This window comes from Cytobacillus sp. FSL R5-0377 (assembly GCF_038004385.1).
Lineage (GTDB): Bacteria > Bacillota > Bacilli > Bacillales > Cytobacillaceae > Cytobacillus.
The window spans coordinates 1,477,414-1,501,869 of sequence record NZ_JBBORA010000001.1 but is presented as its reverse complement, the minus strand read 5'-3'; the positions used below and the strand labels follow the sequence as shown (position 1 = coordinate 1,501,869).

General features: G+C 41.5%; 27 protein-coding genes. 17 read left to right on the top strand and 10 right to left on the bottom strand.

From position 1 onward, the window contains the following. The first annotated feature begins 147 nt into the window (after positions 1–147). Together NSQ49_RS07580 and rlmD are read left to right on the top strand one after the other, a co-directional pair. The gene (locus NSQ49_RS07580) at positions 148–999 is read left to right on the top strand and encodes a DNA-3-methyladenine glycosylase family protein (RefSeq protein WP_251283303.1); all 852 of its coding nucleotides are present in this window, start codon (positions 148–150) and stop codon (positions 997–999) included. A 19-nt stretch (positions 1,000–1,018) separates the two neighbouring features. Continuing rightward, positions 1,019–2,404 carry a 23S rRNA (uracil(1939)-C(5))-methyltransferase RlmD gene (gene rlmD, locus NSQ49_RS07575; protein WP_251283213.1) on the top strand — a complete coding sequence of 462 codons (1,386 nt, stop codon included), beginning with the start codon at positions 1,019–1,021 and terminating at the stop codon, positions 2,402–2,404. Positions 2,405–2,411: 7 nt separating this feature from the next. On the opposite strand, the gene NSQ49_RS07570 is transcribed toward rlmD, so the two are convergent. Beyond that, entirely contained in the window at positions 2,412–2,552 is a 141-nt protein-coding gene (locus tag NSQ49_RS07570) for a DUF4368 domain-containing protein (protein ID WP_251283302.1), read from the bottom strand. A 65-nt stretch (positions 2,553–2,617) separates the two neighbouring features. Beyond that, a complete protein-coding gene (locus NSQ49_RS07565; RefSeq protein ID WP_251283212.1) occupies positions 2,618–3,901 on the bottom strand; it encodes a recombinase family protein in 1,284 nt (427 codons plus the stop codon). A gap of 383 nt (positions 3,902–4,284) precedes the next feature. Between NSQ49_RS07565 and NSQ49_RS07560 the strand changes: the two genes are divergently transcribed. Continuing rightward, the gene (locus tag NSQ49_RS07560; RefSeq protein ID WP_159861969.1) at positions 4,285–4,683 is read left to right on the top strand and encodes a GyrI-like domain-containing protein; all 399 of its coding nucleotides are present in this window, start codon (positions 4,285–4,287) and stop codon (positions 4,681–4,683) included. 428 nt (positions 4,684–5,111) lie between these two features. On the opposite strand, the gene NSQ49_RS07555 is transcribed toward NSQ49_RS07560, so the two are convergent. From NSQ49_RS07555 to NSQ49_RS07545, 3 genes are read right to left on the bottom strand one after another with little or no spacing between them, the layout of a single operon-like run. Then, complete coding sequence (locus NSQ49_RS07555; RefSeq protein ID WP_251283211.1) at positions 5,112–5,342, bottom strand: hypothetical protein; 231 nt, start codon at positions 5,340–5,342, stop codon at positions 5,112–5,114. Beyond that, positions 5,342–5,521, bottom strand: a complete 180-nt coding sequence (locus NSQ49_RS07550; protein WP_159861967.1) for a hypothetical protein — start codon at positions 5,519–5,521, stop codon at positions 5,342–5,344. Before NSQ49_RS07550 ends, NSQ49_RS07555 begins: the two co-directional genes overlap by 1 nt. Before the next feature lie 33 nt (positions 5,522–5,554). After that, positions 5,555–5,698, bottom strand: a complete 144-nt coding sequence (locus NSQ49_RS07545) for a helix-turn-helix transcriptional regulator (protein WP_201306445.1) — start codon at positions 5,696–5,698, stop codon at positions 5,555–5,557. 908 nt (positions 5,699–6,606) lie between these two features. Between NSQ49_RS07545 and NSQ49_RS07540 the strand changes: the two genes are divergently transcribed. The 7 genes from NSQ49_RS07540 to NSQ49_RS07510 all read left to right on the top strand — a co-directional run bounded on the left by NSQ49_RS07540 (position 6,607) and on the right by NSQ49_RS07510 (position 12,889). Further along, entirely contained in the window at positions 6,607–7,299 is a 693-nt protein-coding gene (locus NSQ49_RS07540; protein ID WP_251283209.1) for a conserved phage C-terminal domain-containing protein, read from the top strand. 256 nt (positions 7,300–7,555) lie between these two features. Next, positions 7,556–8,521 carry a tRNA dihydrouridine synthase gene (locus tag NSQ49_RS07535; RefSeq protein ID WP_251283208.1) on the top strand — a complete coding sequence of 322 codons (966 nt, stop codon included), beginning with the start codon at positions 7,556–7,558 and terminating at the stop codon, positions 8,519–8,521. A 338-nt stretch (positions 8,522–8,859) separates the two neighbouring features. After that, on the top strand, positions 8,860–9,279 hold the full coding sequence (locus tag NSQ49_RS07530; protein ID WP_201306444.1) for a hypothetical protein: 420 nt from the start codon (positions 8,860–8,862) through the stop codon (positions 9,277–9,279). A 101-nt stretch (positions 9,280–9,380) separates the two neighbouring features. Further along, positions 9,381–9,536 carry a DUF1540 domain-containing protein gene (locus NSQ49_RS07525; RefSeq protein WP_082804505.1) on the top strand — a complete coding sequence of 52 codons (156 nt, stop codon included), beginning with the start codon at positions 9,381–9,383 and terminating at the stop codon, positions 9,534–9,536. 143 nt (positions 9,537–9,679) lie between these two features. Continuing rightward, complete coding sequence (locus tag NSQ49_RS07520) at positions 9,680–11,146, top strand: protein adenylyltransferase SelO (RefSeq protein ID WP_159862427.1); 1,467 nt, start codon at positions 9,680–9,682, stop codon at positions 11,144–11,146. Between the two features lie 117 nt (positions 11,147–11,263). Further along, positions 11,264–12,106, top strand: coding sequence for a radical SAM protein (locus NSQ49_RS07515; protein ID WP_159862426.1), 843 nt, complete (start codon positions 11,264–11,266; stop codon positions 12,104–12,106). 30 nt (positions 12,107–12,136) lie between these two features. Then, on the top strand, positions 12,137–12,889 hold the full coding sequence (locus NSQ49_RS07510; RefSeq protein WP_159861963.1) for an AAA family ATPase: 753 nt from the start codon (positions 12,137–12,139) through the stop codon (positions 12,887–12,889). 40 nt (positions 12,890–12,929) lie between these two features. Here NSQ49_RS07510 and NSQ49_RS07505 read toward each other — a convergent pair whose 3' ends face one another. From NSQ49_RS07505 to NSQ49_RS07490, 4 genes are all read right to left on the bottom strand, one after another. Next, entirely contained in the window at positions 12,930–13,343 is a 414-nt protein-coding gene (locus NSQ49_RS07505) for a VOC family protein (RefSeq protein WP_159861962.1), read from the bottom strand. A 74-nt stretch (positions 13,344–13,417) separates the two neighbouring features. Beyond that, complete coding sequence (locus tag NSQ49_RS07500; RefSeq protein ID WP_251283207.1) at positions 13,418–13,720, bottom strand: DUF5634 family protein; 303 nt, start codon at positions 13,718–13,720, stop codon at positions 13,418–13,420. An 86-nt stretch (positions 13,721–13,806) separates the two neighbouring features. Further along, complete coding sequence (locus tag NSQ49_RS07495; RefSeq protein WP_159861960.1) at positions 13,807–14,247, bottom strand: MarR family winged helix-turn-helix transcriptional regulator; 441 nt, start codon at positions 14,245–14,247, stop codon at positions 13,807–13,809. A 25-nt stretch (positions 14,248–14,272) separates the two neighbouring features. Then, positions 14,273–14,749: a glutathione peroxidase gene (locus NSQ49_RS07490; RefSeq protein WP_251283206.1), complete on the bottom strand. Its 477-nt coding sequence runs from the start codon at positions 14,747–14,749 to the stop codon at positions 14,273–14,275. A gap of 147 nt (positions 14,750–14,896) precedes the next feature. On the opposite strand from NSQ49_RS07490, the gene NSQ49_RS07485 reads away from it, so the two are divergent. From NSQ49_RS07485 to hemG, 3 genes are all read left to right on the top strand, one after another. Continuing rightward, the gene (locus NSQ49_RS07485; protein ID WP_159861958.1) at positions 14,897–15,910 is read left to right on the top strand and encodes a DUF1835 domain-containing protein; all 1,014 of its coding nucleotides are present in this window, start codon (positions 14,897–14,899) and stop codon (positions 15,908–15,910) included. Between the two features lie 80 nt (positions 15,911–15,990). Next, positions 15,991–17,055, top strand: coding sequence for a C45 family autoproteolytic acyltransferase/hydolase (locus NSQ49_RS07480; RefSeq protein WP_159861957.1), 1,065 nt, complete (start codon positions 15,991–15,993; stop codon positions 17,053–17,055). A gap of 140 nt (positions 17,056–17,195) precedes the next feature. Next, on the top strand, positions 17,196–18,581 hold the full coding sequence (hemG, locus tag NSQ49_RS07475; RefSeq protein ID WP_159861956.1) for a protoporphyrinogen oxidase: 1,386 nt from the start codon (positions 17,196–17,198) through the stop codon (positions 18,579–18,581). A 42-nt stretch (positions 18,582–18,623) separates the two neighbouring features. Here the strand turns inward: hemG and NSQ49_RS07470 are convergent, their stop codons facing one another. Beyond that, entirely contained in the window at positions 18,624–18,845 is a 222-nt protein-coding gene (locus NSQ49_RS07470) for a hypothetical protein (protein WP_159861955.1), read from the bottom strand. Positions 18,846–18,960: 115 nt separating this feature from the next. Here NSQ49_RS07470 and NSQ49_RS07465 point away from each other — a divergent pair, with 115 nt between their 5' ends. The 4 genes from NSQ49_RS07465 (at position 18,961) to NSQ49_RS07450 (ending at position 24,398) form a co-directional block, all read left to right on the top strand. After that, the gene (locus NSQ49_RS07465) at positions 18,961–19,326 is read left to right on the top strand and encodes a DUF488 domain-containing protein (RefSeq protein ID WP_159861954.1); all 366 of its coding nucleotides are present in this window, start codon (positions 18,961–18,963) and stop codon (positions 19,324–19,326) included. Between the two features lie 402 nt (positions 19,327–19,728). Beyond that, a complete protein-coding gene (locus NSQ49_RS07460; protein ID WP_251283205.1) occupies positions 19,729–21,237 on the top strand; it encodes an amidohydrolase family protein in 1,509 nt (502 codons plus the stop codon). Next, positions 21,234–22,712 carry an amidohydrolase family protein gene (locus tag NSQ49_RS07455; RefSeq protein WP_159861952.1) on the top strand — a complete coding sequence of 493 codons (1,479 nt, stop codon included), beginning with the start codon at positions 21,234–21,236 and terminating at the stop codon, positions 22,710–22,712. Before NSQ49_RS07460 ends, NSQ49_RS07455 begins: the two co-directional genes overlap by 4 nt. A 120-nt stretch (positions 22,713–22,832) precedes the next feature. Beyond that, a complete protein-coding gene (locus NSQ49_RS07450; RefSeq protein ID WP_159861951.1) occupies positions 22,833–24,398 on the top strand; it encodes a glutathione ABC transporter substrate-binding protein in 1,566 nt (521 codons plus the stop codon). Positions 24,399–24,456: the final 58 nt, after the last annotated feature.

The window sequence follows — 24,456 nt, the reverse complement described above, 5'->3', positions numbered from 1 at the left end:
GTAAAAAAGCCAAATCCCAATTTCTGCATGAAATAGACCCTGTTCTTCAGGGTCTATTTTTGCTTAGGCGAATAATTTTAGTAAAAATAACAGCAAAAAATGCTATAATCGGGGAAAATGATAAAGGACGGATTCTTCTTGGAAAAGATGCAAGTAGAAGGACCTTATAATTTTGATCTGGTACTGGACAGGCTTTCAAACGACCCTCTTAATCAGGTTAATATAGAGGAAAGGTTTGTGAAAGTGCCATTGCTGCTCAACCATCAGCCGGTTGTAGCCGTAGTAAAGGCAATCGGAACGACGGAACAGCCGGAATTTTTAATTTCCGGAACGGAGGGCCCCCTCAAAGAAAAGGCAGCCGAGCGCCTATCGGAAATTTTCCAATGGCATCTGCCGCTTGAGACCATTCACAGGCATTTTCAAAACACAGAATTACAGCCGATCTTTGAAGCGCATTATGGAACGCCTATTGTGCTCGATTTTGCTCCGTATGGCTGTATCCTGAAATGCATTATTCACCAGCAGCTGAATCTTGCGTTTGCACACACACTAACAGAACGGTTTGTGAAAACATTTGGCTTTGAAAAAGAGGGTGTGTGGTTCTATCCGCTGCCTGAAAAAGTTGCAGAACTGACAGTGGATGACCTAAGAGAACTGCAATTCAGCGGACGCAAGGCTGAATATGTTATCGGCATAGCAAAAGAGACAGCTGCCGGAAATTTAAACTTTGATGAGCTTAAAAACCTTTCAGATGAAGAAATTTATGATAAACTAATCAAATTGCGCGGTGTTGGTCCGTGGACGGTTCAGAACTTTTTAATGTTCGGTCTTGGCCGGCCAAATCTTTTTCCGATGGCAGATATCGGCATTCAGAATGCGTTGAAAAAATTATATAAATTAGAAGTGAAACCGACTTTCGAGGAAATGGAGACATTTTCGAAGAGCTGGGATCCTTATTTGAGCTATGCCTCTCTTTATTTGTGGAGAAGCATCGAGTAATTTGGAGTGATGAAGAATCATGAAACAAGAACAAACAGCTAAATTAAAACTAAAGCAGACATTCCCGCTGACAATCAAAAGGCTTGGCATTAACGGTGAAGGTGTCGGATATTTTAAAAGGCAGGTTGTATTTGTCCCGGGGGCATTGCCAGGCGAGGAAATTGTAGCAGAAGCAACAAAGGTAAACCCAAAGTTTTCAGAAGCCAAAATCAAGAAAATCCGAAAAAAATCGGAGTTCCGTGTCCAGCCCCCATGCCCGGTCTATCATGAGTGCGGCGGCTGCCAGCTGCAGCATCTCCGCTATGATCAGCAGCTGAAGGAAAAGCGGGATATCATCATTCAATCTTTAGAAAGACACACAAAGCTGAATCCTGAAAAGCTTGATATAAAAGAAACCATTGGAATGGAAGATCCATGGAGATATAGAAATAAAAGCCAATTCCAGGTTGGCCAAAAAGATGGGAAAGTGCTGGCCGGCTTATATGGTATGAATTCGCACCGCCTGATTAATATCGAGCACTGTGCAGTCCAGCATCCACAGACAACCAAGGCGACAGAAACTGTGAAACGGATTCTTCAGGATCTGCGAATCCCAATTTATAATGAGAGAAACCGCAAAGGCATCGTGAGAACCATCGTTGCCAGGGTAGGGATTCAGACAGGCGAGCTGCAGATTGTATTAATTACAGCTCAGAAAGAGCTTCCTAAGAAAGAGATCATAATCGAAAAAATTAAAAGTGAGCTGCCTGAAGTAAAGTCGATCATTCAAAATGTGAACGGTGAAAAAACCTCCATTATTTTTGGGCAGGAAACCATGAATCTGGATGGAAGCGACTTTATCCAGGAGACACTTGGAGATCTTCAGTTTGAACTGTCGGCACGGACCTTCTTCCAGCTGAACCCGGAACAGACTGTCAAGCTGTACAATGAAGTTAAAAGAGCAGCGGCTTTAACCGGCAAAGAAAAAGTAGCTGACGCATACTGTGGCGTAGGAACGATTGGACTATGGGTGGCCGATCAGGCAGCCGAAATCCGCGGCATGGATATCATCAGGGAATCCATTGAAGATGCTAAGAAAAACGCGGCGCGCCATGGAATTAAACATGCCCAATACGTGGTCGGCAAGGCAGAAGAATGGCTTCCGAAATGGACAAAAGAAGGATGGAAGCCGGACGTGGTTATCGTCGATCCGCCAAGAACAGGACTGGATCAGCAGCTGTTAAAAACGATTTTGAAAGTCCAGCCGAAGAAAGTGGTTTATGTTTCGTGTAATCCGTCTACGTTGGCAAAGGATATTTCGGTCCTGAGTTCTAAATATAAAGTAAATGGCATTCAGCCTGTGGATATGTTTCCGCAGACGGCACATGTGGAGTGCATTTCACAGTTAGTTTTAAAAAATGATTGAGGGGGAATTATAGCCCCTCACCCTGTGCAAACTTGTAGTAAATCTTAACATCTTTGTTTTCTGTTACTTCAATCTTTTCCACGAAGCGTAGTAACATCTCGGTTGTTAAAGAATTGAAGTTTAAGAATGTTTTTAGTTGTTCTAAGATAGCAGAGGTTTTAAAAGCTGCTTTTTTCTCATCAATGGCTCTTTTAATCTCTGCTTTTTCTATTTCTAGTTGTTGTAACTTTTCCTGTACCGACTAACAAAATCGTCATAATCCTGTTTTGAAATATCCTCTGAAATAAACTTCTGTAAAGCATTACGCTTTAACTCTTTCTGCTTTTGAACTTGTTTTTCAATAGATTGTAATCTTGACTCATTTTGTTTTGCGGTGGCTTTTACTTTTTTCTCAATTTTGCTTTCTAAGTTAGGATGTACTAAGTCATCAGCTATCTTTTTTAAATCATCAAGGATTATTTCTTCTAAAAGTTGCTCTTTAATCACATGACTAGAACAGGCTTTCTTACCATGTTTTGCATAAGAGCCACAAATATAACCCTTTCGATTTATTCTATAATGCATGGATTTACCACAGTCAGAACAATAAGCGATATTAGTAAAAAGGTGCTTTCTCTTTCTAGTACCGCCCCGACCTCTTTTAGCTTTTTGTTCTAGTAGGCTCTGAACCTGTTCAAACATATTTCTTGAAATGATAGGCTCGTGAGTGTTAGAAATGGTTATCCATTCGCTTTGGTCATTTACTTTGCGTGTCTTATTAGTCACGTTCATAGTGGTCTCTCTGCCCTGTACAAGGTCTCCTGCATAGTGGGGGTTCTTCAATATCTTCTTAATAGTAGAACCCTGCCAATAAAGACCTGCATTGGCTTTTCCTATAACCTGTGATGGAGTTGGAATATCATTATTAGTTAGATACCTAGCTATTTTGTCATGTCCCCAACCTTCAAGGTATTTTTCAAAGAGGTCTTTAACTACACTAACGGTATAATCATCTCTAATTATTAGCTTTTTGTCTTTCAGTGCATATCCATATGGGGGAATACTACCCAAGAATTTTCCGCTTTTATACCTCATGTGAAATACAGACTTAATACGGTCGCTAATACGTTGACTTTCACTTTCATAAATCCAAGCATAAAGACCGAACATAGCTTGTTTTGAGAAGTCCTGTGTATCAACTTTGCCATCTAAAGTAATTAATCGAACTCCTTTATTGTCAGCAACTCGCCTTAGTTGATAAAGTAATTCCACATTACGACCTAATCTGCTTAACTCTTTAGCTACAATTACATCAAATTCTTTATTTTCAGCGTCATGGATAAGTTTTTTTAATCCTTCACGATTATCAGTAGTTCCTGTTTGAACGTCTGTATAAAGGTCATATAAGTCAAAGTGATTTTCTGTGATGAAATCTAAAATCATTTGCTTTTGATTTTCTGGTGACTCTTTTTGACCCTCTTTGTTAGTTGATACCCTTATATATCCTGCTACTCTCATTATTGTCGCCCTCCATTATCGAAAGCGACTATATCTACTTGATTATCATTGTAAGCGGCAGATATAATCTTTTCAATTTCTTTCTCTAATTGGTGTAAGATTATCGAATTAAAATCATGTGTTCCAATAAAAACTCGTTGAATGTTCATATTATTATTTCCCTTTTCTACCGTAGCAATCGTTCTATATAGGGAATTAGTTGCGAGATATTTTTATAAGTTTAGAAGAGGAATTAAAGAGTTATAGAAATGGATATAAACGTTTGGTAAAATATACTTATATTGTCTATATTTAGGTGTCCTAGAGGTTAGTAAGAGAATGGGTTTTTCGTTCCTTTTATGGTTGAAATTAAATAACTAATTGTATCGGAGGGCTAATTAATAATGAAATTATTTTTGGTCAACAGCATTAGAACAAATAATTTTAATGATGAACAAATAATGGGGAAAATCAAAAATATGTGGGAAGAAGCCTATAGTAATCTAGAACATCATCAAAATAGTATCTTTGGTGTTTATTATGACTATGAGAGTGACTATAAAGGTGATTATTCATTAAGCGTTGGTATTGAAGAAAGTTATGGGAAATCTTTTATTGAAATACCAAAAAACGAGAAATACGAAATTTTTAAAGTGGATACTACTGACGAAAAAGGTGTCATTAATACTTGGAGTAAGATATGGGAACAAGAGGAAGCGGGTTTATTAGAGAGGGCTTACTCATATGATTTTGAAAAATATTCAACTAATGGGGAGATTGAAATTTACATAGCAATAAAGTAATTAATGTCTATCTGTATTCTCCGTTCGCTTCGCTCACTTCGGGGGCTTCGTTCCTCGCCCCTTTTATAATGGGTAGGGGGATTTAGGTACTAATTCGAGGAAACATACCACCCCCCTGTAAAGGGGATGGCGATATTAAGGACTAATCCTGAGGTATCTTCATGACATCAACGTGCCCAGGTACAGCTTTACCACGTATATTCAAAATAACTCTGTCATGCCACCAGCCAAAAGGCTCTGCGACGGGTATTGATCTGGGAAAAATTTCACCCTCTAACGGTGTTCACCGCTTTTACACGGGCTAGTTTTTAACGTGTTCTCCTAGATAACCACGGATAAAATCGATATAAGTATTCCCTATGTAAAACCACCCCATGAATAACTGATAAGGAGCGGCAATATAGTAACAACAGGAAGTTAACAAACTTCTAAACTGGTAGAATTTCATCAATTTCATTTTCTGTAATTCCATAGTCAAGTAATAGCTTTACTAAAGACTCAATACTGACACCATAGCCATAACTAGAGTCATGAACACCATTGTAAGGTTTAGATACTCTTTCTAGTTGTCCGCTTTGGATACGTCTAATAATGTAGTCATCAGTAAAACCAAGCCCAAAGCGGTCAACTATTCTTCTTGCTCCTTCGACTGTTATCATTAAACCTCACCCCTCAATACTAATTTTCGTATGCTATCTTTTGTAAAATAGATACGGTTTTCTTGTTGAACCTTTTCAACATAGGGGGAAGATGATAGTTCAAAAAATCTTTGAGTTGTAACCCCCAATATTTCGGCTGCTTGTGAAAAACTGTAAAGATTTTCAGTTTTCATTATCATCAGCAGTACCGCCCTTCTGTAACCATTCCATAACTATCGCTCTATTAAAACGAACTGATTTACCAACCCCTTTACAGGTCCTGGAATTACTCCTTCTCGTGCTAATTTATAGGTTGTTTGTTCACTCATATCTAGTAACTTGGATAATGAGCGTACTGTTAGAAACTCTTTTTCCATACCGTAAGACCTCCTAATTTTTGTTATTTCTTGCTCTGACACAAACATTATAAGAATGGCATTTTATTTTTTAACATGGAGCGTAAAAGAACATAAAACGATAAATAACAATAAAATCCTTTGTTTTGGCGTACATTAGTAGATTTTTATAGGCAGGTTGAGGGAACGAACGTATAGTTATTACCTCTATAATTGGTGGTATCTACCTTTATTGGGGGTGGAAGTTTTAGGACATCCATTTTGAAGTATTTGACGTACAAAGGAAATTTGGAAAATTTTCATATGGAGAGAATGAGCCATACCAACATATATATTTGATATAGTCAATCATTCGGCACTGGGTGGGGTCTATAATGAAGAGGATTATTCCTATAAAAAGTGGTAATATAGTCGCCCAGTGTATAATATCTGTGAAATGTATTCAACACACGTTGAGGCGGTCACACTTCTTGAACTGAAATAATCAGTTGATGCGGAAAGCTGTTAATCAAAAATATACAAACAATAAAAATTTATCTGCTTGTTTCACACTCCTTCCAGAAACAAGCGAAAGAGGAGCGGTATGCTGTTTACCGCTCTTTTTTTTGTTGAATAATCAAAGTGTACGCTTGCGCCGCCTAATGCGATCAGATTGACCTCATTAAAGCTCTCCAGCCTGAGCAAACCAATACCATAGAGTACTTCAAAGAATACTTACAAAATAATCTATATAGTCTCTTTTTTAGTCAGCTGAAAGGTTTCATTTCTGATATTTTAATCAGTCATATTAAAAATATTTAAATTCACCCTGTCCTTTTTACTGTTTTCTTTATATATAGAGGGTGAGGAGCTGAATCAATGGATCGTGTCAATGATGATCATTATGACATTCAGCGAACTATTTCTGAAAATATTCTGGAGGGATTTCAATGAGCAAGTTTTTGGTGGGGGAACGGTCCATTATATTGATTCCATCGCTAGCGGTGAAGCTGGGAATGAAGGAGGCGATCATGCTGCAGCATGTCCATTATTGGCTTTCGGTCAGCAGGAATGTGAAGGATGGCCGAAAATGGGTCTACAACACTTATGAAGAATGGAAGAAACAGCTTCCGTTCTGGTCGCTGAGTACGATTAAGCGAACGATTGCGGGTCTCGAGGAAAAGGGCTATATCCTATCGGATAACTTCAATGCTCATAATTGGGATCAGACGAAATGGTACTCGATTGACTATAAAAGGCTGAGGGAGATTGAGGGAGAATTAAAGGGACCCATTCAACTAAACGGAAGTGAGAATTCGAAGTGGCAGGAAACTGAAATGGAAACGGAAACGGAAATTCCGTACGCTGCCATCATCCAATATCTCAATGAGAAAACGGATTCGGGCTATCGGGAGAGCTCCAGGAAGACGAGGAGTCTAATCAGGGCTTGGTGGGAACAAGGCTTCACCCTCTCAGATTTTCATAGGGTTATCGATTTGAAGTCTGCCGAATGGAAGAGAGATCCGCAATATTCACGCTACCTGAGACCTGAAACACTGTTTGGCTCAAAATTTGAAGGGTACTTAAATCAAAAGCCGCAAGCAAAACATTTGGAGGAAAATGATTTCGAACTGGATGACTAGTGATCAAAAATCTGGTGTGAACCATTCGAAACAAAAAGGGAATAGTAAATGCAAGGCGGACAGGCGACAAAGCGTCTCATCCGAAGGGACAAACGCCACATCCCGGCCATAGTATGAAATTTTAAACTTCTGCAGGGAGTTTGATAAAAAGTCCTTAACCATGGTATAAGTGTAAAAGAAGCATAGATATGCTGTTTTTAATTTAGGGATATGGAGTTTCTTTAGTATCTCTTAATGAGAGGATTGGAATAAAAAGATGAAAGAAAATTTTTGGCTAGAGTTACCGCGGCCATTTTTTATATTGGCACCAATGGAAGAGGTGACAGATGTTGTTTTTCGCCATGTGGTGAGTGAAGCAGCCAGACCAGATGTGTTTTTTACTGAGTTTACAAACTCAGATAGCTATTGTCACCCTGATGGGATCAAAAGTGTGCGCGGGCGTTTGACCTTTACAGAAGATGAACAGCCAATTGTCGCCCATATATGGGGTGATAAGCCTGAGTACTTCCGTCAAATGAGTATTGGGATGGCGGCAATGGGCTTTAAGGGAATAGATATCAACATGGGCTGTCCCGTACCCAATGTGACCCAGAACGGGAAGGGAAGCGGCCTGATCCGCCGCCCTGAATTGGCAGCAGAACTCATACAGGCAGCCAAAGCAGGAGGCTTGCCGGTCAGTGTAAAAACAAGGCTTGGCTTCACGGAAGTTGACGAATGGAAGGCTTGGCTGAAACACATTTTCGAGCAGGACATTGCTAATCTTTCCATTCATCTGCGGACGCGGGAAGAAATGAGCAAAGTGCCTGCCCATTGGGAGCTGATCCCGGAGATTAAGGAACTTCGTGACCAGGTGGCTCCGGATACCCTTTTGACAATCAATGGAGATATTCCAGATCGCGAGAAGGGCTTGGAGCTGGCCGATAAATACGGTATAGATGGAGTCATGATTGGGCGCGGCATATTCCATAATCCATTTGCTTTTGAAAAGGAGAAAAAGGATCACACCAGTGAGGAATTGCTGGACCTTCTGAGATTGCATATGGATCTGCATGATCAATATGCGCATTTAGAACTGCGGCCGTTCACGGCTCTTCATCGCTTTTTCAAGATCTATGTCAAAGGCTTTCCAGGAGCAAGCTCACTAAGAAATGACTTGATGAACACAAGATCTACTGCTGAAGTGCGTGAATTGCTTGAGGCTTTTGCTTTAAAGAATAATTAAAAATGCTAGGGGATGGGCCAATCGTCCATCCTCTTTTATTAAGGGTTTGTTGCTTTTTCCTAACTTAGTTTAATTCGCTGAGTTGATTGTAGCGGAAGGTGCGAGATCCTCGAAAATGCATGCGCATTTTCTTCGTGCGGTGTTTATCAGGGAAGCTTATTCAACGTCCTGCGGGAGTAGCGGGACAGATGAGACCCCGCAGGCGCGAAGCGTCGAGGATGCTCAGCGCACGCCCCGCGATCGCTGAGCATCCTGGAGCGGAAATCAACGGACAACATTGCAAAGCGAAAAACAACATTTTATCGAAAAAAGATAATTTTTAAACGTGAGGGATGAGAATGAAACCTTTTTTATTATGCACATTCATTTTATTTTCTCTAGCAATGCTAACAGGCTGCCAGTCAGCTGAAACAATGGTTCTGCTGGATGAAGAAATCAAAGAAATAAAAGTTTCAAAATCAGAGGGTTTAGGCGGAATTAATGAAGAAAGCTTTATTTCTTTCAAGGATCGAAAATCGATCGCTGTATTTGAAAAGGCAATAACAACTGCTGTAAAACAATCAGGCAACGCAGATATTGAGGAACCTGAATATGATATAGCAGTAGAATACAAAGGAGATCTTCCTGCACACGGCATTCATTTATGGCTTGGCGAGGATAATGAAAAAAGCTCCTTCATGTATATTACCAATGAAGAGATTTACCTGACTTCCCCGGAAATGACGAAAAAACTAAGAAGCCTCGTTCTCTCAAACTAACTCCATCCAAAGCCACTCCTTTTTAATGGGATAATCCCCCACATGGTTATTTCTCTAAAAAAGGGGTATACATTCAGTAAACCAAAAGGAGGTGGCCAAGAATGGAAGTAGAAGTATTGTGTAACGTGGAAAACTGTAAGTACTGGGCTGAAGGTGATAAATGTGTAGCGGACTCTATTTATGTGATTGGCCAGAATGGCCGGGAAGCGGATGAAATAGAGGAAACAGCCTGTAAAACGTTTGAGCTTGATGAATAAGCATAAGAAGACCTGACAGCCGGCAGATTAAAATGCAGGCTGTCAGGTTTTTTTACATACAAAAGATGCCCGCTATATTTCCTTAGAAAGGGTATAATAAATGAAAATGACTTTAAAACCATGCAGATAAGGAAGGAGTTATGATGACAACTAACAATGAAATCGGATGGAGTTTTGATAATAGTTATACACGGCTGCCTCAGACATTTTTCTCAACAATGAAGCCAAACCCTGTATCATCCCCTGAGCTGGTTATCCTAAACGGGCCGCTGGCAAAAAAATTGGGATTGGATATAGACGCATTAACAAGCGAAACGGGTGTTGAGGTATTGGCAGGCTGTCAGGTCCCTATGGATGCTGAACCTCTCGCTCAAGCTTATGCAGGTCATCAGTTTGGACACTTTAATATGCTTGGAGACGGCCGGGCGATGCTGATCGGCGAGCAGATAACCCCTGAGGATAAACGATTCGACATTCAGCTGAAAGGCTCCGGCCGAACGCCGTTTTCACGCGGCGGAGATGGACGGGCGGCTCTGGGCCCGATGCTCCGGGAGTACATTATCAGTGAAGCCATGCATGCCCTTGGAATTCCCACTACCCGCAGTCTGGCAGTTGTAACTACAGGAGAAGCCGTTATCCGGGAAACTGAGCTTCCGGGGGCGATTCTGACAAGAGTGGCTGATAGCCATATACGGGTGGGGACTTTTCAATATGCGGCAAACTGGCGGCCGGTTGAGGAGCTTAAAAGCTTGGCAGATTACACGATTCAGCGTCATTATCCGAAAATAAAAGATGACGAAAACCCTTACCTGTCTCTCCTGGAGAAGGTGATCCAGCAGCAGGCTTGGCTGATTGCCAAATGGCAGCATATAGGCTTTATCCATGGAGTCATGAACACCGACAACATGGCTATCAGCGGAGAAACCATTGATTATGGCCCGTGCGCTTTTATGGATAGTTATGATTTGGCAACTGTCTTCAGCTCCATTGACAGGGAAGGCCGTTATGCTTATGGAAATCAGCCGTATATTGGCGGCTGGAACCTGGCAAGATTTGCGGAAACTCTTTTGCCTCTGCTTCATGAAGCCGAAGAGGAATCTGTAAAATTAGCTCAAGGCGCCATTTCAGAATACAATAAAATCTATCAGAAACATTGGCTTGCAGGGATGAGGGCAAAGCTTGGGTTATTTAATGAAGAAGCAGAAGATGAGGCTCTTTTTACCGGACTGCTAAAGATTATGCAGAAGTCTGAAGCCGACTATACCAACACCTTCCGTGCACTAACACTGGGTGAGCTTGAAAACACTGTGGTAAATAATGATCCGGAGTTTGCCAGCTGGCATGGTCAATGGCAGGAAAGACTGACCAGGCAGAAGGAATCGAAAGAAGAAGTAAATGAGAAAATGAAGAACAGCAACCCGTCCGTCATTCCTCGGAACCACCGGGTGGAAGACGCGCTGGAAGCAGCTGTTAACAATGGTGATTACAGCGTGATGAAAAAACTGCTTGCAGTACTCGAGAATCCTTATGCTTATACAAAAGATCAGGAAGAATACTGCAAACTGCCAGAGCCATCCGGCATGCCATATCGAACATACTGCGGAACTTAATATAGTACAATTAATAGGTAAAGCCTGGCCCGATTAATGGGTCAGGCATATTTTATGCTGTTATTGACATCAGCAGGTGACAGTGTTACATTAAATATAGAACATACATTCGGTTTGGTGGTTGACTTGAACATACAACTAAAAGAAATCATATCAAAAAGTATCTTAACACCTGCCAAAGGTGCGATAGACAACTTTACTCATTCATTGAACCCATATGCGGGCTGTGCTTTTGGCTGTAAATACTGCTACGTAAGGGAGCTGCCTGTTTCCATCTTCCGTGAAGAGGAATGGGGTGCATGGATTGATATAAAATCAAATGCGGCTGAGCTTTTGGAGAAAGAATTGGCTAAAGCTAAAAAAAGGGGGAAAGTGGCTTTATTTATGTCCTCTTCCACTGATCCTTACCAGCCAATAGAATATACTTCAAAACTGACAAGAAGTTTATTGGAAGTGATGCTTGAAAATCAGCCTGACTTTTTACATGTACAAACCCGTTCGCCATTGGTGAAGCGGGATATCGATTTATTTCAGCAATTCGGAGATCGAATCAGAATCTCCATGACAATCGAGACAGATAAAGAAGAAGTCAGAAAGGCATTTGCACCTGCTGCACCTCCCATCCCTGCAAGAATGGCTGCACTAAAACTCATAAAAGAGGCAGGAATTATCACTCAGGCAACACTGGCCCCGCTGCTTCCATGTTCGAGGGAATTTCCTGCAAAACTGAAATCTATTGCTAACCGTGTTACGATCGACGATTTTTGGATGGGGGATGGAAGCGGAGGGAGAAGGACCGAGAGGCTTGGAATCCGCAAGGTTTTTAATGAGCTTGGCTTGGAGAAATGGTATAATCCATCTGCATATAAAGTGGTTCTTAACATGCTGGAACGGGAATTTCAAGATGCACCGATTCAACTGGGTGTATCAAAGGGTGGTTTCAGCCCTGATGGCAGATAGGTGACTATAAAAATATAAGAGGTATTTTTTATGGATCTGTTTAGTTCACAATACGTAAGAGGCATTAGGCTTAAAAGAGAAGATATTCCATCATTCAATCAATATCCTTTCAGCCTCCCGAGCCTGAAAACGCTGGATGAGGTGCCTTTTCACCCGAAAGTAACCTTTCTGATAGGCGAGAATGGAATGGGAAAGTCAACCCTCCTTGAGGCGGTTGCGGTTGCACTGGGATTCAATGCAGAAGGCGGATCATTCAATTTTAATTTTTCTACCTTTGATTCACATTCTATAATGGGAGAATATTTAAAGGTAATTAAGGGCGTAGATAGACCGTCAGATGGCTTTTTCTTAAGGGCAGAGAGCTTCTATAATGTAGCTTCCAATATTGAAGAAATGGACAGCGAAGGCAGCGGGCCAAAAGTAATTGACTCCTTTGGGGGCCGTTCTTTACATGAGCAGTCACATGGTGAAGCGTTTTTCTCCACATTTCTTCATCGCTTTCGCGGCAATGGAATCTACATTCTGGACGAGCCTGAAGCGGCACTATCCCCACTGCGCCAAATGTCCATGCTGACAAGAATTCATGATCTGGTCAGCGAACATTCACAATTTATTATCGCCACTCATTCTCCCATCATCATGGCTTATCCTGATGCAGCCATATATGAATTCACTGAGGACGGCATTTCGGAAAAGAAGCTGGAAGAAACGAATCATTACCGCATCATGAAGCAATTTTTCGATAATAAGAAAAGAATGCTTCATCATTTGCTTAATGAATAAAAAAATGGAGGCCGCATGCCTCCATTTTAGCTTATGTATGTTATTCTTCGTGGCTGAACATCCAGTTGATCCCGAATTTATCTGTTAACTGGCCAAAGCTCTTGCTCCAGAAAGTTTCCTGCAGCTCCATGGTTACTTTGCCGCCTTCCTGCAGATTGTTAAAATACTTTCTCAGGTTATCCACATCATTAATGACAACTGCAAGATTAATGTTATTTCCTACTGTAAAAGGCATACCTGGAAACGTATCTGAAAACATTACATTACTGCCGCTAATGTTAAGGCTTGAATGCATAACCAAATTCCTTGCTTCCTCTGGCAGAGGATAATCAGGGTTTTGTGGAGATTCACCAAAAGTGGTGATCTCAGGCATTTCCAATTCAAATGCCTTTACATAAAATTCAATTGCTTCCCGTGTATTTCCATTAAAATTTAAATAGGCATTAACAGCCATTTCTTTCACTCCTTCCTAATTCAATTTCATTATAGACGAAATATTCAAAAATTAATACAGATCAGAGACAATCTTTATAATTCCTGAAGTGCTTGTTCAACACTAGTGAATCCTCTGCTGTCAGCACGATCGGGTTCATCCGATTCAATGATCCATTCATTGCCGGCAGGAGTTAAGCCGCCATTCTCATCTTTAAGGAATGGGCTGTGAACATGATACGTTTTCCCTGCTTTCTTCAGCGTGTATCCCATATAATAGTATTGGTCCTGGCCCTCTTCCTCGTAAACCCCAATATCATCGATTCCATATTTATCTAAATAAGACTGGAATGGCTCCTGTAATTCTCTGATTACTTGCTCTCTTGATAAAAAATCCATGGCGATTTGCTCCCTTCCAATTATCTATTCTTAATATGGCTTTTTGGAGAGGGAATAAACATGAAACGGTGAAAAGAGTGCCCCTATTAGCGAGGCACTCTGCTTCTTAGCTTTATTCTTAGTTTGCCGAGATGCTCCATAAGTTCTTCATATTCTTTCAGCTCAATGCTGCAGGACTGTATGGCCTCTCCGACATTTTTGGTGATACCCTGTTTTTCCTTGCGTGCTTTTTCCTCAAGGAAAATATATATCTTGCGTTCATCCGCTGTAGAGCGTTCTTTTCGGAGCCATCCGTTGGATACCATCCTAGAAATCATCGGGGTGAGTGTCCCGGTGCCAAGATTTAATTTATCTCCAAGCTCTTTGGCTGTCATGCCATCCTTTTCCCAAAGTGCCAGAAGAACCAGATATTGCGGATAGGTTAAGCCAAATGGCTGCAGGGCACTTGTATATAGTTTTGTAAAATCGCCTGCTGTTTCATAAACCGCAAAGCATAGCTGTTTATCCAGTGTAAAAAAGTCCTTCACATCATCACCTGATTCTAATCTGGGTTTACAATAATTTCTTTAAATCATCCTCGATTCTTTCCGGTTCAGTTGTAGGTGCATACCGTTCTACAACCTGTCCGTTCCGGTCTACGAGAAATTTCGTAAAGTTCCACTTAATGTTTTTAGACAGAAGTCCCTTTTTCTGTTCTTTTAGATAAGCAAATAATGGGTCCGTATTGTCGCCATTTACATCAATTTTGGCGAAAACCGGGAAAGACACACCATAATTCAGCTGGCAAAACTCAGTGGTTTCCTCAATATTATCAAATTCCTGGTTATTGAACTGATCACAAGGGAAACCAAGAATTTCAAGGCCGCTGTCTTTATACTTTTCATAAAGCTCCTGCAATCCTTTGAATTGAGGTGTTAATCCGCATTTGCTTGCGGTGTTTACTATAATGAGAGGTTTTCCTTCGTATTCTTTCAGAGATTTCAAGTCACCATTCGTTTTTTTAACTTCAAAATCAAAAACTGTTGTCATTCGAATCCCTCCTATATATATCGTGTACGATTTAATCTTATGCGATTTAAATTCTTTTTGCAATCAATAAACATTCTCCTGAAACTAATGATCGTGTTTATTCGTAGAGAAGATAGATTTCAAATTCATTTACAAAGGGTGATCAGGATGCTGGATGAGCTGCGGGAAGCCATTGAAAAACTGCCGGAGCGGGGGGCGAAGAGCTATTTATTCCACCTATTGCTTAGGGTTCACTTATTAAAAAACAATGCTGGTTCTCAGGAACAAATCATCGAACTGCTCCATGATATTCAAGAAAAGGTACTCTTTTATTCCGAGGAGAGGGATTTGGAGCAGGAATATGAAATCTGCCACATTGTGTGCGGAGAATCACCTGCAGGGGCTTTAAAGGCAGGGCTCAGTAAAGAAAATAAGGTCATCGGTTTTCCTGACTTCTTTAGCAATGGGCCTCTGTGGAGGGTGCATGAAAAGGAAGGGAGAAAAAAGCGATTTGAATGGGTGAAGGATCATATTAATATACCAGATGATTATCTGGAAAAGGAATATGAAAGAAAAATAGCTAAAGCAATTGAAGAAATCGCAGCCATTCCTGCGGGCAAACCAATCGTGATCTGGACAGCTGACAACGCCGATGAACAAACGGGTTTGCGGTTTTTCCTGCACTTATTAAGAAACAAGGATAATAATGTGCATGTTATTAATACTTCTCAGTCCTATAAGGAGCTTTTTCCTGCGAAAAAGAATCAATACAAGCTCAGGCACTCAGGTGAAGCTGCTCCAGATAAGCTTAAGATCATATTGGATAAAAACATGGGAAGCCCTTTATCTGCTGAAGAAAGAACCGGATTTGTATCAGATTGGCAGGCACTCTCCAAAACAGAGGAAGTATTGCGCATATGGGAAGAGAATGAAATACATAGTGTACCAGAGAGTTATTTTGATGAATATATCATCGAGTCAGCCAAAAAGCTTCATAAAGGCAACAAGGGTTTTATAAAATCAGCCAGATTAATTGGTGAAGTGATAGGGCATCTGGATGAGCCAATTGGGGATGGCTTTGCCGAATATAGAGTAAGATCCTTAGTGTATAACGGAATATTTGCCATAAAAGGAATTCCGAAAAGTATGAGGTTTTATAGCATTAAACTGAAAGAGATTTAGAATTCAGTAGTCTCTCTGCTGGAATTTCATTCAGCCTTCATTTATTCTAAATAAAAGAAACGAATAGAAGGGGATTCATCTTGAAGAAGATTTACAGTGATGTTATTCAATTCCGCGGCACCCACTTTGATTTTGGCTTCATGCAGGGAGAACGATTAAAGGATTCTCTTTCGGTCAGAAACCGGGATGACCAATGGAAGGTGCGAAAGCCGCGCTTTTCAATAAATGAATCAGAAGTAAAAAAAGCAATTACGAGATTTGCCCCCGGAATCTGGGATGAGCTGCTTGGGATTCAGGCAGCAATGCAATGGCCGTTGGAGCGGGTATTAAAGGAATTTGGCGGATATCGCCTCGATTATGTCCGTTCAGGCTGTTCCATCCTTACAGGGGATGACTATCTGATTCGCAATTATGATTATCATCCAAAAACTTATGAGGGGCGCTATACCTTTTATCAGCCAACAGATCAGGGCTATGCGATCATTGGTCCGAGCCAGAGGGTGACTGGCCGGATGGATGGCATGAATGAAAAAGGACTTGTAATCGGCTATAATTTCATGAACCGGAAAAAGCCTGCTGATGGCTTTATCTGCTGCATGATCGGCCGCCTGATTTTAGAGGCATGTGCCAATGTCAAAGAAGCGGTTGAGATGCTGCAGGAAATACCGCACCGCCACTCTTTTACCTATGTGGTGTATGAGGCAGGCGGAGAGACCTATGCTGTGGAAACATCTCCGAGAGGTGTACAGGTCCGTCAGACAACAGCCTGTACAAATCATTTTGAAATCATGAAGGATGAAAATCGCAGTCATCTGGCTGACAGCATGCGCAGGCTGGATGTCATGAAAAGCCGTCAGGCGGAGCGCCTGGGTGCACATGATGCATTCCGCCTTTTGAATGATAGTGATAAAGGCGTTTTTTCAGATCTTTATGGAAGCTGGGCCGGGACCATTCATACATCAGCCTATCTGCCGCAAGAGATGATGGCCTGGTTTGCGCTCGGCGGCGACAGAGAGCCGGTTCTTTTTGACTTTGGAAGATGGCTCGATGGACATGACATTGAAATGGACAGAATCCCTGGTGAAGTTGATACCGACATTCCTTTTTTGCATATGGATGAGCATGCGAATTGGTTCAGGAGATGATGAAACGGAGAGTCCGGCTCTCCGTTTTTTCTATTTTGACCAAATATATTCATCATTTGGACAAACCCTCACATTCTTGCATTGCTTTATGTTGTGGTACACTTTAAGTATGAATTGGATGTAAACTGAGGTGCATACACGTGAAAACAGTATTAGTCATCGGCGGCGGTGTTACAGGATTATCCGCCATGTATGAACTGAACAAATGGAAAAAAGAAAATGATCAGGATATACGGCTTGTGCTGGCAGAGTCAGCGGAACAGCTTGGCGGAAAGATCCGCACGGTAAGAAGAGGCGGATTTGTTATCGAATCAGGAGCTGATTCGATTGTTGCCCGCAAAGCGGATGCAATGAATTTTATCCAGGAGCTTGGTTTAGAAGAAGACGTTGTTTACAATGCAGCGGGACGGTCTTATATTTACAGTGACGGTGAGCTGAAGCTCATTCCGGCGGATTCTGTGTTTGGGATTCCGGCGAGCGTTGAATCTCTTGCCAAATCAACAATTGTCTCTGCAGAGGGAAAGGTTGAAGCTTTAAAGGATTTTTATACGAAAAATGACCGCTTTACAAAAAATGATTCCATCGGCGATTTCCTTGAGCATTTCTTCGGAAAAGAACTGGTGGAAAAACAAATTGCACCTGTTCTTTCGGGAGTATACTCCGGGAATCTCAGTGACTTAACCATTGCTTCGACACTTCCGCAGGTGTTTGATTATAAAGAAAAGTACGGAAGTATCATAAAAGGCTTTGAGGAAAATAAAACGGTGTTCCAGAGCGGAGGGGGAAAGAAGTTTCTTTCCTTTAATAACGGCCTGGATGCATTAATTGACGCTTATGAAGAAAGACTGGACGGAACGGAAATCTTAAAAAAAACACAAGCTGTTAAAATAGAAAAAACGGACAGCGGATATAAGGTTGATTTCTCAAATGGCGAGAGCCTGGAGCCGGATCATGTGGTGCTTGGCATTCCGCATAATGCAGCTGCCACCCTGTTCGATGATCAGGGGCTGAAAGCGGAGTTTGAGCTTTTGAAAAACAGTTCCCTCATCTCTATTTATCTTGCATATGATATTCCAGACAGCGAGCTGCCTGAAGACGGGACAGGCTTCATTACGGCCAATACGGATGAGTTAAATTGCAATGCCTGTACATGGACAAGCCGCAAATGGAAGCATACATCAGGAAGCGGCAATTTGCTGGTTAGATTATTTTATAAAAGCAGCCATCCTGCGTTTGCCTTTCTAAAGGGAATGGATGAAGATGAGCTTTTGAAGACGGCATTGGCTGATATTGAAAAAAGCCTTGGCATTACGGCTGAGCCTGCGGCAAGTGAAGTGACAAATTGGACTGAAAAAATGCCGAACTATCTGATATCCCATCCACAGACAGTAGCGGAACTTGAAAGCAGATTGAGCCGGGATTACCCTGGCATTTGGCTTGCCGGCTGCTCCTATTATGGCGTGGGCATCCCTGACTGCATCGAAAGTGGGGCAGAAACTGCCGTGAAAATTATTGAGAATATGTAAAGCAAAAATCCCCTTCTGTGTAAGATGGGGATTTTTTTGGTTTTATATGATTTTGGTGTCCCTAGGACCTTCTAGTTTCATCTGCTCCAGCTCCAGCTTCATCTTTTCGGTCTCAAGCAGATAGTTTTCCTGCTTCAGCTTTTCCAGAGTGATTTCATCTATTATCATATTGTGTTTAATTTTGGCAAGCTTTTGATTGTGAACAGTCAGGATGGCAATGATGGGAATAGAGAAAATCATAACCACGGCAATCGTACCTGTCAAATTTCTTGCACCTCACATTAATTGAATTTGAAAATTTTGTGTAATATGTATGTAATTAGATTATAGCAAACGACAAGTGAGATAGAAACACGAAAAAAGATCAGGCGGTGAAGAAATGGCTGATATTACAGTTAAAAGAATTTACGATCCGTATGAAGAGACAGATGGCTACCGGGTATTGGTGGATCGGCTGTGGCCAAGAGGAATTAAAAAAGAAGCTGCACATCTGTCGGCCTGGGAGAAAGAGCTTGCGCCAAGCACCGAGCTTAGAAAGTTTTTTAATCATAAATCTGAACTTTTCGGTGTTTTTCGGGAAAAGTATCTCATTGAACTGCGTACACAGACAGACAAGATCAGCAAGATGGAAGAACTGTACGAGATATCAAAGAAGCAAAAACTTACTTTACTATATGCTGCGAAGGATACAGTACATAACCATGCGATCGTATTAATGGAGGAATTATTAAGGCAGGAGAAATAAAGGCTGATTGTAAAAGGCTGTTTCCGCAAAGTTTGTTGCTATTCGAATTATATTTACTGAGTTGATTGTAGCGGAAGGTGCGAGATCCTCGAAAATGCATGCGCATTTTCTTCGTGCGGTGTCACTCAAGGAAGCTTATTCAACGTCCTGCGGGAGTAGCAGGACAGGTGAGACCCCGCAGACGGGTAGCGTCGAGGATGCTCAGCGCCCGCGCCGCGATCGCTGAGCATCCTCTCGCTGCAATCAACGGGCAACATTTATATGTGAAAAACAACAATTTATGCGAAAAGAGCCTTTTAAAAAAGGAAAAGGTAAAAATACTTTAAATTTATGTAATGATTCTGAAAGTTTAGTGTTTTCTTTTTTCCTATACTTAAAGTTAAAAGAAGTGAGGGAGAAAGAATGATCGATTTACTTCTGATTCATGGAACAGTCATTACCATGGATCCAAACAGGCGCATTATCACGGATGGAGCTGTTGCCATAAATGGAGACAGGATCCTGGATGTGGAAAAGAGTGAGAAACTATTACAAAAATATGAGGCTCGAGAAGTGATAGATTGCACCCATCATTGTATCCTGCCGGGATTAATAGATGTACATGGACATGGCGGACATTCGATGTTTAAGACCATAGCAATGGAAAGCCTGGATGATTGGATGCCTATTATGACGAATACGTATAAGCATTTTGTAACAGACGAATTCTGGTATTTTGAAGGGAAGCTTTCTGCCCTTGAGCGGCTGAAGGCGGGCATAACAACTGGTATATCTGTTCTTGGCTCTATGCCAAGGTCGGATGATCCGGTGTTTGCCATCAATCATGCTAAAGCCTACGCAGAGACTGGTGTCAGGGAAGTTATTTGCACCGGTCCCTGTAATCCGCCATGGCCTCATTCATTCAGCAGGTGGATAAACGGCCAAAGAATGATGAAAGATGTCACCTATGAGGAAGTGTTGAAGGGTGCTGAAGCCGTAATTGAAGCTTTAAACCATTCCAATGAAGATCGGACAAGAGCATTTATTACCCCTTTCGTCATTGTTACTTCAGTTGAACCCTCTGGCCCAACTTCCCCAGCGAAACTTCATAGTTTAACAGAGCATGATTTATACCAGGCAAAGAAAGTCAGAGAGATTGCCAGAAAATATAATACAAGAATCCACTCTGATGCTTTTGGAGGCATGATTCACTTAGCAGTAAAGGATTGGGAGAATGCCCTTTTAGGCCCTGATGTTCATCTGCAGCATTGCCGGGGGATATCTTTTGATGAAGTGAAAATATTGGCAGAAACCGGAACAAATGTCAGTGCCTCACCTGGATTCTCTCAAATTCACGCACGCACACCGATGATAGAATTGCTAGAGCTGGGAGCGACAGTTGCTATATCAACAGATGGCACTTCACCATCCACAGCATTTGATATGTTTCAAGCCATGAGAAAAACTCAATTTATACATCAGGCAGCTCATAGAGATGAATATTGCTTGCCTCCTGGAAAACTTCTGGAGATGGTTACAATTGATGCTGCCAAATGTATTGGATGGGATGATGACTTGGGCTCTCTTGAAGCAGGGAAAAAGGCGGATGTTATAACTGTCAATATGCATCAGCCGCACTTAACACCAGAGTTTATGCATATTCACCGGCTTGTCCATCAGGCTTATGCAGCTGATGTGTGGCATGTTATCGCAGATGGCCGGGTTCTTATGAAGGATAGAACAGTATGCTCCGTTGATGAAAGGTCAGTTTTAGCAGAGGCAAATGAAGAAGCTGACGAAACAATTAAGCGGGCTGGTCTTGAAAGATATATGAAACAATCGAAATATTTTTGGGGTCACACACGAACCTATGGAGATGGAATGGATCATAGCATGGAAGAGCCTGCTGGTGAGAAGGAGGAGCAGAAATGAAGACCAGACTAAAGGGTAAATATGTAATTGGATATGATGGAAAAGATCATGTGCTGATTGAAAATGCTGAAGTTGTTTTTGAAAACGATACCATCATTTATGTTGGAAAAAGGTATGCTGGCCAAGCTGATAAAGTTATTGATGCCGGCTGCGCTTTAATCAGTCCGGGATTCATTGACTTGAATGCATTAGGTGATATTGACCATGATATCCTGCATATGGAGGCCAGTTCAGCAAGACAGAAAAACCTGCTTTGGTCAGAGAGGTATGTTAAGCAAGGGCACCATGAAATCATGACGGCTGAAGAAGAGGCCTTTAAATCTCTATATGCCTATTCACAGCTGATCCTTCATGGAATTACAACTGCTATGCCAATTACCTCTGTACATTACAAAAAATGGGCAGAAACATATGAGGAGCTAGCTTCAGCAGCGAAACATGCCGCTGACCTGGGACTGCGTATTTACCTCGGCCCAAGCTATCAATCAGGGATAAGAGTGGTTCAGGGTGATGGCAATATAAAGATTCATTGGGATGAAGATGTCGGAAGGCGAGGATTGGAAAGAGCAGTACGTTTTTTGGAAGAGTTTGATGGTTCATTTAATGGTTTGGTAAGAGGAATGCTTGCACCTGAGCGAATTGAAAGCCAAACGGAAGAAAGTCTTCTCCGGACAAAGCAATATAGTGACCATTACAAAGTTCCGATAAAATTGCATGCAGCCCAGGGTGAATATGAGTACCATACAATGATTCAGAAATATGGCGTAACACCAATCAGGCGTTTATATAATCTTGAATTTTTAGGATCCAGAACGGCTATTCCTCATGCCCACTATATTGCTGGATACAGCGGGGCAAAAACAGGTGGTGGAGATGATTTATCACTGCTGAGGGAAACGGGCACCACAGTCATTCACTGCCCCTTAATAATAGGAAGGCATGGGGAGGCAATGGAATCCTTTGCAAAATATAAGAAGTCAGGAATTAATCTTGCGTTAGGTACAGATACGTTCCCTCCGGATATGTTCCAGAATATCAGAATAGGGAGCATGCTTTCCCGCATCGCAAATAAAGAAGTTAAAGATTCAGCCTTCTCAGATCTTTACCGGGCTGCTACATTAGGTGCTGCAAAGTTTTTGGGAAGAGAAGATTTGGGCCGTCTTTGTGCTGGTGCAAAAGCAGATATTATTGCAATTGATTTAGACGGATTCCATATGGGAGTTTTAGATGATCCCCTGAGAACAGTGATGGCAAGCGGAAGTGGAAGGGATGTAAAGTTATCCATTATTAATGGGAAAGTAGTCATGAAAGACCGAAAATTACCCAGCATGGATTTAGAGGCATTAAAAGGAAAAGCGCAAAAATATTTTATGAAAATGAAAAAAGGTTATTTAAAAAGAGATTATCAAGAGCTACCGGAGAATGAATTGATGCCGCCTTCTTTCCGGTTTGCTGATTCTATTGATCAGCAATAACCTTTTGAATAAGTAGTAAAGAAAGTTAAAAAACATGTAAAGAAAGTAGAAAAAGATTAATCTGAATATTTTATATAATTAGACAAAGGCTCGGACGAGCTTAAAAAAGGGGGAATGAATATGAAGGTTAGAAAAAGAAAGGGGTTAGTCATTTTAGCTCTGCTGATCACCATCCTTATTTCAGGCTGTTCGACCAAAAAACCGGTTGACAGCAGTCAGGACTCCAAGGGAACAACAGCGGAAAACGGTGGAGAATTAGTTATAGCCCGTTTATCTGACGCAGAAAATTTAGATCATCATTTTATGTCGACAATCAATGCGGCAAGCGTTACGCATAATAAAATTTATGAGGGGCTTGTTGGCCGGGATAAAAACGCTGAAATCAAGCCGCTGCTGGCTGAAAAGTGGGAACAGCTAGATGAAACAACCTGGGAGTTCAAGCTTAGAGAGGATGTCACATTCCATGACGGGACGGCATTTAATGCCGATGCAGTGAAAGCAACATTTGACCGGTTATTAGATCCGGAGGTTGCCTCCCCTAGAGCTGTTGTATTCAAAATGGTAGAAGAAGTAAAGGCAGTCGATGAATTTACTGTCCAATTTAAGTTATCAGAACCTTTTGCACCTTTGCTGTCCATATTGGCCAATCATGAAGGCGGCATTATTTCACCAAAAACAATCGAGAAATATGGAAAAAAAGTTATCCAAGAGCCTGTAGGAACAGGTCCATTTGTATTTGAGTCCTGGACACCAGGCAAAGAAATTGTTTTTAACCAAAATGACACGTATTGGGGGACTCCATCCAAGCTGGATAAAGTCATATTTAAGATCGTCCCTGAAGAAACAACAAGGATATCCATGCTTGAAACAGGCGAAGCCCATATCGCCGAACCGCTCTCAGTCACAATGATGGAAACAGTAGAAAACTCCAAAAATGCGGAAATTTACCGAAGTGAAGGATTTGGCACAGAATATATTGGATTCAATGTAGAAAAGGAGCCGTTTAATGATGCACGAGTCCGCAAAGCAGTTGGACATGCTATTGAGATGGACTCTATCCTGGAAGGGGTATTTGAGAATGTTGGGAAAAAATCCAATTCACTGCTGGGGCCAAAGGTATTTGGATATCATGAAAGCCTGGAAGCATACGAATACAATCTCAATGAGGCTAAAAGGCTTCTGGCCGAAGCAGGCTACCCAAACGGTTTTGAAACTACGTTGAAAACAATGGATAAGAAAGAATGGATCAATATGGCAGAGGTCCTTCAATCTCAGCTGAAAGGGATCGGAATCAAGCTGGATATTCAGGTATATGAATACGGGACATTTGTCGAACAAGTAAACCGCGGAGATTCCGAAATGTTTATTTTGAGCTGGAGAAATGCGACAGGAGATGCGGATTATAATCAATATAATCTTTTCCATAGCAGTTCAAAAGGCGCTGCCGGCAATACCTTCTTTTACAGCAATAAAGAAGTGGACAGTTTAATCGAAGCAGCACGGGCTGAAAAAGATCCGGATAAACGGATGGAGCTCTATGCAAAAGCCCAGGAAATCGAAATGGAGGAATCCGTATATATTCCGGTTCGTGTCATTGAGAATATGGCGGCTGTTTCAAAAGATGTAAAGGGCTTCTCTATCAGTCCATCCGGATACTTGGAGATCAATGACATTTCAATTAAATAAGGCTCTAAGATAAGAGGGATATCCGTTCGGGGTACCCTTTTATCTTGTCCGGGGCCGG